We start from the raw sequence: 746 nt of genomic DNA, 5'->3' as shown, positions 1-746 counted from the left end.
CCACCGGATTCGCAATTGGCCCTGAATTCGTATGAAAAGAAGCTATTGAAGAAATGGATAGAACAGGGCGCCAAGTTCGAGAAGCACTGGGCCTTTATCCCTCCCAAGAAGGCGGAGCTGCCGAAGGCCGAATTGTCGGATTGGTCCCAAAACGAAATAGATGCCTTTATCCTGGAAAAGATGGAGGAGAACGCCCTGGTCCCTTCCCAAAAGGCGGAGGACCATACGTTGATCAGACGGATGGCCTTGGACCTTACGGGCCTTCCCCCCAATGCGGACCAAGTGAAGAGGTATCTCAACAATACCTCCGGGGACATTCTGGAACGGGCCATAGACGAGTTTTTGGCCTCCCCGAGCTATGGGGAACGCATGACCCAGGTGTGGCTTGATGTGGCAAGGTATGCGGACTCCCACGGCTATCAGGACGATAGCTATAGGAGCATGTGGCCCTGGCGCGACTGGGTGATCCATGCGTTCAACAACAACATGCCCTATGACGAGTTTTTGACGGAGCAATTGGCGGGCGACCTGATGCCCAATGCCACCAAGGAACAGGTGCTGGCCACAGGCTTTAACCGTAACCATCCCATAACGCAGGAGGGCGGTGTTATCCAGGAGGAATACCAGTCCTATTATGTGGTGGACCGCACCAATACCTTGGGGAAGGGGATATTGGGCCTTACCCTGGAATGTGCCAAATGCCATGACCATAAATACGACCAGCTGTCCCAAAGGGACTATTTTGA

1 protein-coding gene is annotated in these 746 nt (G+C 53.6%); it reads left to right on the top strand.

The features are described 5' to 3' along the window. Window positions 1-746, top strand: a 746-nt coding sequence (locus MWU84_RS24020; RefSeq protein WP_246906563.1) for a DUF1549 domain-containing protein, incomplete at both ends; no start/stop codon positions are given.

The organism is Arenibacter sp. F20364, assembly GCF_023015905.1.
Lineage (GTDB): Bacteria > Bacteroidota > Bacteroidia > Flavobacteriales > Flavobacteriaceae > Arenibacter.
The sequence above is the reverse complement of the archived record's forward strand: the minus strand, read 5'-3'. Positions and strand labels throughout refer to the sequence as shown.